The sequence below is a fragment of the Dellaglioa sp. CoH-55-MRSF-7 genome (assembly GCF_056782235.1).
Genome location: NZ_JBXAYI010000034.1, coordinates 1 through 644, shown reverse-complemented (window position 1 = coordinate 644; position 644 = coordinate 1). Strand labels below are relative to the sequence as shown.

Sequence of the window (644 nt, the reverse complement as noted above, 5' to 3'; positions counted from 1 at the left end):
ACCTCGTTTCATGGTCGGTCCCGATGGCTCCGATCCCAATGACTTCGTTTCGTCGTTTGTGGCGTTCGGCCGTGAATACGGGTTGACCGATGCGCAGATTGCTGGGGCCTTGGGCTCGGTCCAGCAAGAATCGCAGTTCGACGTGCATGCCCGCAACCCGTACTCTGGAGCACGCGGCGTCGCCCAGTGGCTGAGCGCGGACCGCATTCGTGAATTGCGCCAGTTCCGGAAGAAGAATCCGAGCATGACCGAGGTGCAGGTTCAGGCAGCATTCCACTGGTACGAGATGGAAAAGATGGGTCTGATGGATCGCTTCCGTAAGATGCGGACGGTGGCGCAGGCCGCAGTTTTTCACCGCAAGTACTACGAGCGCCCGGGCGAGAGCGAAGCGGAAGATCGAAAAAGAATTCGCTACGGACTAGAACAGTATGCTAAACTGCGGTCTGACGCAGGATAAAGGAGAAATGATGAGCACGAGCACCATCGAAATTCGTCGTGAACTGTTGCGTGGCGCAATCGCGAAATTGCGCTTGGGTCGAACCCTATACATCTGCAACGGCATTGAGAAAACGTTGGATGAAATGCGCCCATTTTCTGATCGTGAAGTGAAGCGCACGTATTACCAACAGTCTTTGGCTCTGAAG

2 protein-coding genes are annotated in these 644 nt (G+C 55.3%); both read left to right on the top strand.

Annotation, left to right across the window (positions count from 1 at the left end; translation table 11 throughout):
• The coding region (locus tag AC1RPU_RS07720) for a phage tail tip lysozyme (RefSeq protein ID WP_481769597.1) at nucleotides 1-457 on the top strand (457 nt) is incomplete at its 5' end.
• Nucleotides 429-644: hypothetical protein (locus tag AC1RPU_RS07715; protein WP_481769598.1), on the top strand; the 216-nt coding region annotated here is incomplete at its 3' end. The genes AC1RPU_RS07720 and AC1RPU_RS07715, both read left to right, overlap by 29 nt.